Genomic DNA, 8,929 nt, shown 5'->3' with positions numbered 1-8,929 from the left:
GGGGCCCCCCCCCCCCGCGGGGGGGGGGCCGGGCGGGGCCCCCGCCGCCGGCGCAGGGCCGCCGCCGCCCGCCCGCGGTGGGCGGCGGCCACGCCCTGCAGGGTGTGCGCCAGCGCGTTGGGCGTGGGCATCGCCAGCATCTCCTCCCGCAGCCGCCGGGCGTTCGCGCGCACGGCGCCGTCCCCGAGCAGACGCACGAGCGCGGCACGCACCGCGGGACCCCGCGCCCGGTCCGGGCTCATGCCCAGCCCCGCCCGCACGCTCCAGGCAGCCGAACTTCAGCGGAGCGTCGAACGCCCGCCCGATCAGCAGCTGCGGCACACCGTGACGCAGCGCGCAGCCGAAGGACCAGGTGCCGCCGTGATGCACCACGGCCGCACAGGTCGCCAGCACCTCGGACAGCGGAACCGACTCCACCACACGGGTGTGGGCCGGCACCGCGCGCAGCGCCCGCCGCGACTCCGGCGGCAGCGCCGGCACCAGCTCGATGTCCAGGCCGGCCACCGAGTCGAGGATCTCCTGGATCCGCTCGGCGGACAGCAGCCGCACCGGCCCGGCCGGCCACCCGGGCACCACGGCCGGCCCGTTGTAGGGAACGAACTGCACGCCAGGCGTGCCCGGCCGCACATCGGGCCGGAACGACGGGGGCAGCGGCGCGATGGTGAACTGCCCGCCCACCAGGTCCTCGGAGAACTCCACGCCGTAGCGCGCGGCCCAGCCCGCCGGCCAGCCGCGCAGGGTGTCGGCGCGCCGCCCGGGCGGCTGTGCGGCCGCGGCATGCCGGAAGTCCTCCCGCAGCCGCGTGTACACGTCCACGGAGTACAGCACCCGGGCGTGCGCCGCACCGGACGCGGCCGCGGCCACCGCCCCCGCGAACGCCTTCGCACCCCACAGCACCAGGTCCGGCCGCCAGACCCTGCTGCGGGGACCGCCGCGCGGCCGCGGCCCGCTGCGAGGTCTGGCGCTCGTCCCGCTGACTGCGCACCGCCGGGCTCTCGCCCGGCCCGACAGCCAGCCCCGTCAGGCCGGCCGCGGCGACGGCGTCGAGCAGGTCGGGCCAGCACGCCACCCGCACCTCGTGCCCGGCGGTCCGCAGCGACCACGCCGGCGGCACCAGGTTGTACAGATGAGTCCTGAAGGGAAACGGCACGACGAGAACGCGCACGACGCGCTCCTTTCGAATCGGTGAGAGAGACGAATACGCCCAGGAAAGTGGCTTGCGAACCCGCCGTTCAACCGCTGAAACGCCGCGGTTGAACAAACCCGCCGGCGCGGTCAAAAGCCCATAAAAAATGGGGAACTTGACAGAGCGGAGCACTCAACGGGACCGTCGGGGTGCTCGGTTGCCGAGACAGCCTCAGGAGGTGAAACAGATGAAGACGCTTCGTCAGTGGAACGCTCTGCGCTCGCAGCGCAAGGGCGGTGTCCGCCCGGCCGGTACGCACTTCAAGTGGGCGGCCTGACCAGGTCAGTCTCATAGTCTGTGGAGGGTCCTGGGACCCTCCACAGACTGGGTTTCGGGCCCAGAAATCTCCAACCCCGGCAATCGAGGTGAGACCAGTGCACCGATGGAGTTACGAACGCTTTTGTGTTGAACAGAAAACCTTGAACGGGCTGATGGATCGATTCCTGGCCCACGAACCGTGGCAGAAACCGCACGACCCGCTCACCGACGCGGAACGCGCCGAACTGCGGGAGACGATTGCCCGGCTCCGGCATCCCCGCATCGTCGAAGAACTCTGCGCGCTGGCGGCGACCCACCCCCGCGCCGAGATCCGCCTGTCGGTCCTCCAGGGCGTCGAACCGTTTCTGGCCACCCACCCCGCCGCCCGCGAATTCCTGGTCTGGCTGCTCGGCGACGACGAGGACTTCGTCGTGTTCGGCGCGGCCAGGATCGCCGGCCGCCACCGCGTCGGCGAGGCCTACGAGGAACTGCTGCACATCACCGGCCCGGCCGAGGCCGGCCTGTTCCGCAGCACCAAACCGGTGGGCATCGGCGCCGCCGTCGTCGCCAAGGCGATGGACCGGATCCTGGGCGCCGAGGACCGCGCGGCCCGCCTCGGACTCGAACGGGAGCACGCCGCGAGCGGGCAGCTCCCGCCGCAGTGCGCCTTGGACGAACACTGGGACTACGACCCGCAGAACCTGCCCCGCCCCGCCCCCCAGGACATGGTGCACATCCCGGCGTCCGACTTCGTCGTCGGCATCGGCATGAACGACGTCGTCCACCCCCTCTACGACGTCGACGACGCCGTCCCCCGGCAGATGTGCCACCTGCCCGACTTCCTCATCGACCGCCACCCGGTGACCAACCGCCAGTACGACCGGTGGGCGGGCGGCCCCCAGGCCGCCGAGCACGCGCTGTGCCACCCCGACGAGCCCGAGGGCAAGGACCACCGCCGCGGCATCGCCGGCGACGCCCGCTTCGGCCCCGACCACCCCGCCACCGGCGTCGACTGGTTCGACGCCTACGCCTACCTCGCCCACCTCGGCAAACGGCTGCCCACCGAACTGGAGTGGGAAAAGGCCGCACGCGGCGACAGCGGCGCCCGCTACCCGTGGGGCGACACCTTCGACCCCGACGCCCTGCGCTGGTTCGGCGCGTCCTTCACCCAGCCGCGGAGCCTGGAGCACTGGCGCGACGTCCTGAGCACCTTCGACGACACCACCCCCCCGGCCACCACCGTCCCGGTCGGCTCCCACCCCAAGAACGTCAGCGCCTACGGAGTCGCCGACCTCGTCGGCAACTGCTGGGAATGGACGGACACCAACTTCTTCACCCGCGACCGCATGAAACCGATGATCTCCGGCCGGCCCCGCACCGAATGGGCGACGGCCGAGGAGACCTCGGTGGTCATCCGGGGCGGCGCCTGGACCTCCATGCAGGAACAGGTCACCACCTACTTCCGCGGCAAGGACCTCTTCACGGACCGGCACAACGAGATCGGCTTCCGAGGAGTGATCCGGTGACCTCCCCCCAGCGCATTCCCCGGTTCCACTACGACGGCACCGTGACGGCCGAACAACGCGCCTTCTACGACCAGTACGGGTTCGTCGTCTACCGCGGCGTGTTCGACCCGCAGGACGTCGAGACCATCCGACGCGACGCCCGGCGCCTGGAGCGCGACACCCTCGCCGGGAACGTACCCGCCGAGCACCGCGACCAAGTGATCAAGCCGTCCTACGACGAGGACGGCCGCGCCACCCTGCACCGGCTGCCCTACTTCACCCTGCACTGCGCCGCCACCCGGGACCTGATCGGGCGACGGAACCTGGACGCGCTCGGCCCCGGCCTGCTCGGCGGGCCGACCTGGCGCTTCGAGGACGCCATCGACGGAGCCGTGTGGCAGATGAAACGCGGCGGGCGCAGCTCCTACAGCGCCCTGGACTGGCACCTCGACTTCCCGCACGACCTGCCGGTGACCCCGCTGGTGAACGTGGGCGTCTACCTGGACGCCGCCACCGTCCGCAACGGCTGCCTGAACCTCGTACCCGGCTCCCACCGCTACCCGCCGCGCCGCCTCCCACCCGAAGGACTCCCCCTGGAAGCCGAGGCCGGCGACGTCATCTGCCACACCTACAACATCCTCCACCACTCCGGGCCGGTCCTGGACGACACCAGCCGGGCCACGCTGTACGTGTACTACTCCGCGGGCGACAAACCCTCCGCGGGCACCGCGTACAGCCACCGGGCGGGCGAGGACTTCGCAAAAATGATCACCGGAGCGGAGGCCGGCACACGATGACCACCACCGAACAGCTCTCCCCCGAGCCTCCCGCCCCCGACCTTCCGCCCGAGGTCCTGCGGATCGCCGCCTGGAGCGAGGGGCCCGCGGCGCAGCGCGACGCCCTGCTCGGCGGCTACCTGCACGCCCTGGAACAGCTCACCGACCCGCAACTGCTCGGCGAATGCCTGGCCGTCGGCCTGCTGCACGACACACCGGCGATCCGCCGGCACGCCCTCGCCGCCGCCGTACGCCTCGCCCCCGACCTCGCGGCCGAGGCCGTCGGCTGGGCACTGGCCGACCCGGACGAGACCGTACGCCAGCCCGCACTCGCCTCCCTGGCCGGGGCACCCGCCCTGCGCTCCGCGGGCGGCCCGCCCGCCCTGAACGCCCTGCTGGCCGTACTCGGCCGCTCACCGGACCAGATCGCCGCGGGCGTCGGCAACTACGTGACGATGGCCGACGCACACGCCCTCGCCCGCGCCCGCACCCTGCTCGCCGAACCGCACCTGGCCGACACCGTCCTGGACGAGATGCCCGTCCCGCTGTCCGCCGACCGGCTGCCCAGCCGCCTCTCCCTGGACGGCATGCGGCACATCCCGCCCGGACGCCTCAGCCGCGGCACCCGCCCCGGACAGGAACGCTCCTGGGGCGATCCGGCCGGAGCGGGCGTGGAGGAGACCACGGTGGACGGCTTCTACCTGGACACCCTGCCGGTCACCAACGACGCCTACGACGCGTTCGCCGCCGACGTCGCCGCCCACGGCCACCTGTGGTGCCACCCGGACGAACCGCGAGGCACCGACCACACCCGCTCCACCGCCGACGACCCGCGCTTCGCCGGCGACCACCCCGTCACCGGCGTCAGCTGGTACGACGCGGTGGCCTACGCCGACTGGTGCGGCAAACGGCTGCCCACCGAGGACGAATGGGAGCGCGCCGCACGCGGCGACGACCACCGCCGCTACCCGTGGGGCACCCGCTTCCACCCCCACCGGGCCCGCGGCCTGCACACCCTCCTCGGCCAGGACGGCGACAGCGACCCCGACCGCCGGACGTGGCTGCGCCGGCTCGCCGAGCTGCGCCCGGCCGACCTGCCCGCCCCCACCGGCCCCGTCGACAGCCGGCCCGACAACGCCTCCCCCTTCGGCGTCCGCGACATGTGCGGCAACGTGTGGGAATGGACGTCCACCCGCTACCTGGACGGCCTCCCGCTCCAGCCCCGCTTCGGCACGATGGACCCCGGCGACCTGTGGGGCGAGTGGTCGGCCGAGGTCAGCGTGCGCGGCGGGGCGTGGAGTTCACCGCCCGCCCTGCTCACCGCCGTGAGCCGGGCCGGCAAGACACTGGTGACCAGAAGCCCGGAGATCGGATTCCGCTGCGCGGTGAGCGAATCCGAGGCACCGCGGTGACAACCGGACCACGGCGGATGCGGCGGGCCCTGCCCGAGGGCTACACCCGCTGCCTCGCCAACCCCGGCTTCCGCCGGCTCCAGCCCGGCTTCCTCGTCTCCTTCCTCGGCGACGGCATGAGCTTCGTCGGCGTGGCATGGCTCGCCGTCGAACTCGCCGCCCCCGCCGACCGGTCCACCGTGGTGGGACTGGCCGTCGCCGCCTACAGCCTGCCCGCCGCGATCGGCTCGCTCACCCTGGGACGCTGGCTGAGCGGACGCAACGCCCGCAGCCTCATCCTGCTGAACTCGATCCTGCGCGCGGCCGTGTTCACCCTGATCCCGGCCCTGTACTGGCTGGACCTGCTGGACGTCACGACCTACATCGCCCTGCTCGCGGCCTCCTCCGTCCTGCACGCCTGGGGCATCGCCGGCCGGCAGACGTTCGTCGCCGAGACCCTGCCCGCCGAGGACCGGCTGGCCGGCCACGCCCTGGTGGGCAGCCAGGAACAGCTGTCGTTCATCATCGGACCGCCGCTGGCCGGCCTGGTCTCCGCCGCCCTCGGACCGGCCGCGGTGCTGGCCGGCGACGCCGCCAGCTACCTCTACCTCGCCGTCGTGGCGGCCCGGGTACGCGGCGACAGCAAGGTCGGCCGCCGCCCCGCCATCGGGCTGCGGCGCAGCGGCAGGACCCTCGCCCGCCACCCGGAACTGATGGGCCTGCTCGCGCTCACCTTCGTGTTCTACCTGCTGTACGGGCCGATCGAGGTCGCGGTCCCGGTCTTCGTGGCCGAACGGATGGGCGGCGACCCCACCGCACTGGGCTGGATCTGGGGCACCTTCGGCGTCGGCGCGGTCATCGGCGCGCTGGTCGCCGGAACGCTGCGGCGGCTGCCGCTGTGGCCGACCGCGCTGGCCATCGTGGCCGGCTGGGGGCTGGCGATCCTGCCCTTCGCACAGTTCGGCACGCTCGCCGCGGGCATCGCCGGCTTCGGCCTCGGCGGGCTGATCTACGCCCCCTACGGGCCGGTGACGATCACCCTGCTGCAGCAGAAGGCGCCCCTGGACGAACTGGTCAGCCTCAGCGCCTTCCGCAGCGCCGTCCTGGTCATCGCCACCCCGCTGGGCGCGGCGCTCGGCGGGCCCCTGGTCGGCGCGCTCGGCGCGGCGGGCACGATCCGCCTGTCCGGCCTGACCACCGTCGGCCTCGCCGTCCTGGGCACGGCCCTGATCCTGCTGGTACGCCTGCACCGCAGCCGCCGGCCGCGGCCGGTGCCCGACCGCCTGCACGCCGACCACACCTGAGCGGCCTTCGACAAGGAGCGGTGATGAAACTCGGGCCAGACGAGATGCGAAGCCGCCTCGAGCGGGAACGGTCCGTGCGCCTGGGCACGGTCGACGAGCGCGGCGGCGCCCACCTGGTGCCCGTCATCTTCGTCGTCGACGGCGACGTCTTCTACTCACCCACCGACCGGCCCAAGAACGGCAACCCCCGGCCCAAACGCCTGCGCAACCTGGACCACGACCCGCGGGTCACGGTCCTGGCCGACCTCTACGACGACGACTGGCTCAAGGCGTGGTGGGTGCGGCTGCGCGGCACCGGCCGGGTGGTCGGCCAGAGCCCGGAACGCACCCACGCGCTGGGCCTGCTGGACCGCAAGTACGGGCAGTTCGACGGCCCCCGCTACCTCAAGGACGGCGGACCGGTGCTCGCGGTGGACATCAAGGACTGGCTCGGCTGGGCGTTCAGCGACCAGTCCGCCCCCGCCGCCCGCCGCCGGCCCTGGTACCGGCGGTGGTCGCGCTCCGCGTGAGCGGCGGCCGGCGGGGTCCACCCGTCCTTGAGGGGCGGTGCAGACGTTCTTGCCATGCTGCGAGCACTACCAAGCCCGGCACGTACTTCCGAAGGGACGACCATGGGATCAGTCGAGGTTCCGGTTCTGATCGTGGGCGGTGGCGGATGCGGTCTGTCCGCCTCCGTCTTCCTGTCCGACCAGGGCGTCGATCATCTGCTGGTGGAACGGCACCCGGACACGTCGAGGGTTCCGAAGGCGCACTACCTCAACCAGCGCACGATGGAGATCTTCCGCCGGCACCACGTCGCCGACGACGTGCTCGCCGAGGCCGCGCCGCTGGACAAGTTCGGCAAGGTCCGCTGGCAGACCACCCTCGCCGGCGACGGGCCGCTGGACCGGCGCCTGATCCACGAGATGGACGCCTTCGGCGGCGGTGAACTGCGCGAGACCTACGCGGCGGCCGGGCCCGTCCTGCCCGCCAAGCTGCCGCAGATGTGGCTGGAGCCGATCCTGCGCCGGCACGCGGAGGACCGCAATCCCGGGCGGATCCTGTTCCACCACGAGGTGCTGTCCTTCGCCGACGAGGGCGACCGCGTCGTCGCCGAGGTGCGGAACCTGGAGACGGGGGAGATCACCACCGTCACGTCGCAGTACCTCATCGGCGCCGACGGCGGCCGCATGGTCGCGGCCGCGGTCGGCATCGAGATGCAGGGCCCGCCCTCACTGGTCAACACCACGACCGCGTACTTCTCCGCCGACCTGTCCCCGTGGTGGCAGGAGGGGACACTCATCACCCACTTCCTCAGCCCGGAGGACCCCGACCTGTCCAGCAACCTCATCGAGATGGGGCCCAGCTGGGGCAAGGACTGCGAGCAGTGGGGCCTGCACTTCGCCCCCGGCCCGCCCGGACGCTGGAACGCCGAGACCGTCGTGCCCCGGATCCGTGAACTGCTGCGCATCCCGGACCTGGAGATGACGGTGCACAAGGTGACGGACTGGATCGTGCACGCGCACCTCGCCGACCGCTACCGCGCCGGCCGGGTCCTCATCGCCGGGGACGCCGCGCACCGCCAGCCTCCCGCCGTCGGCCTCGGCCTCAACACCGGCATCCAGGACGCGCACAACCTCGCCTGGAAGCTCGCCGCGGTCCTCGGCGGCCGCGCCACCGACGCCCTGATCGACACCTACGAGGCCGAACGCAGGCCCGTGGGCCGCGAGAACGTCGACTGGGCGGTCTCCGCCGCCGTGCACCACCAGGCGGTCATCGACGCCGTCGGCGCCGGCCACAACATCCCCGCCGGTCGCCGCAAGCAGCGTCTGGAGGCGTACTTCGACCCCTCACCGCTCGGCGACACCGTGCGCGAGCGCGCCCTGGAGATCTTCCACACCCACCGCGGGGGCTGCCAGTCCCTCGACATGGAGGTCGGCTTCCACTACGAGGACGGTGCGCTCGTCCCCGACGGCAGCCGGGCACCGGACCGCGTCCCCATGCGCAACGAGCACCAGCCGACCTCCCGCCCCGGGCACCGGCTGCCGCACGCCTGGATCACCGCCGGCGGGCGGCGCCTGTCCACCCTCGACCTCACCGGCCTCACCGACTTCACCCTGATCACGGGCCCGCAGGGCACACCGTGGTGCGAGGCCGCCCTGCGGGTGGCGGAGAAGTTCTCGGTCGGCGTCCGCACCGTGCGCATCGGCGCCGGCGCCGAGTACGCCGACGCGGACGGAGGCTGGCAGGCCGTGCGGGGCATCACCGACACCGGCGCGCTCCTGATCCGCCCCGACCAGCACGTCGCCTGGCGCAGCACGGGCGGCGGCGAGGACGCCGAACAGGCCCTGGCGCAGGCGTTCGCCGCGGTCCTGGACCGCTGACCGCCCGCCCGAACAGAGGAACGCAGGAAGCGGGGGGGGGGGGGGGGGGGGCCCGCGGGGCCGGGGGGGGGGGGGGGGGGGGGGGGGGGGCGGGGGGGGCCGCGCCCCCGCGCGGCGCGGGCGCGGCGCGCGGCGCCCCGCCCCGC

The 8,929-nt window shown here is 73.4% G+C and carries 7 protein-coding genes and 1 pseudogene; 6 read left to right on the top strand and 2 right to left on the bottom strand.

Translation table 11 applies throughout. The features are described 5' to 3' along the window. Both ACFWR9_RS39220 and ACFWR9_RS39215 read right to left on the bottom strand, forming a co-directional pair. Nucleotides 1-1,011, bottom strand: a 1,011-nt coding sequence (locus ACFWR9_RS39220; protein ID WP_383851465.1) for a nucleotide disphospho-sugar-binding domain-containing protein, incomplete at its 3' end; no start/stop codon positions are given. Further along, nucleotides 1,004-1,114: pseudogene (locus ACFWR9_RS39215) on the bottom strand (hypothetical protein); the annotation flags it as partial. The pseudogene ACFWR9_RS39215 and the gene ACFWR9_RS39220, both read right to left, overlap by 8 nt. Before the next feature lie 503 nt (nucleotides 1,115-1,617). On the opposite strand from ACFWR9_RS39215, the gene ACFWR9_RS39210 reads away from it, so the two are divergent. From ACFWR9_RS39210 to ACFWR9_RS39185, 6 genes are all read left to right on the top strand, one after another. Then, nucleotides 1,618-2,970: a formylglycine-generating enzyme family protein gene (locus tag ACFWR9_RS39210; protein WP_383851452.1), complete on the top strand. Its 1,353-nt coding sequence runs from the start codon at nucleotides 1,618-1,620 to the stop codon at nucleotides 2,968-2,970. Next, nucleotides 2,967-3,746, top strand: a complete 780-nt coding sequence (locus ACFWR9_RS39205) for a phytanoyl-CoA dioxygenase family protein (protein ID WP_383851449.1) — start codon at nucleotides 2,967-2,969, stop codon at nucleotides 3,744-3,746. The genes ACFWR9_RS39210 and ACFWR9_RS39205 overlap by 4 nt, the downstream gene beginning before the upstream one ends. Continuing rightward, nucleotides 3,743-5,137 carry an SUMF1/EgtB/PvdO family nonheme iron enzyme gene (locus ACFWR9_RS39200; RefSeq protein WP_383851446.1) on the top strand — a complete coding sequence of 465 codons (1,395 nt, stop codon included), beginning with the start codon at nucleotides 3,743-3,745 and terminating at the stop codon, nucleotides 5,135-5,137. Before ACFWR9_RS39205 ends, ACFWR9_RS39200 begins: the two co-directional genes overlap by 4 nt. Beyond that, the gene (locus ACFWR9_RS39195) at nucleotides 5,134-6,420 is read left to right on the top strand and encodes an MFS transporter (RefSeq protein WP_383851444.1); all 1,287 of its coding nucleotides are present in this window, start codon (nucleotides 5,134-5,136) and stop codon (nucleotides 6,418-6,420) included. Before ACFWR9_RS39200 ends, ACFWR9_RS39195 begins: the two co-directional genes overlap by 4 nt. 23 nt (nucleotides 6,421-6,443) lie before the next feature. Next, nucleotides 6,444-6,929: a pyridoxamine 5'-phosphate oxidase family protein gene (locus ACFWR9_RS39190; RefSeq protein WP_383851441.1), complete on the top strand. Its 486-nt coding sequence runs from the start codon at nucleotides 6,444-6,446 to the stop codon at nucleotides 6,927-6,929. A gap of 102 nt (nucleotides 6,930-7,031) precedes the next feature. Next, nucleotides 7,032-8,783: an FAD-dependent monooxygenase gene (locus tag ACFWR9_RS39185; protein WP_383851438.1), complete on the top strand. Its 1,752-nt coding sequence runs from the start codon at nucleotides 7,032-7,034 to the stop codon at nucleotides 8,781-8,783. Nucleotides 8,784-8,929 lie beyond the last annotated feature (146 nt).

The sequence above is a fragment of the Streptomyces sp. NPDC058534 genome (genome assembly GCF_042717365.1).
Lineage (GTDB): Bacteria > Actinomycetota > Actinomycetes > Streptomycetales > Streptomycetaceae > Streptomyces.
Note: the sequence above shows the minus strand (reverse complement) of the source record. Positions and strands in the feature narration are given on the sequence as shown.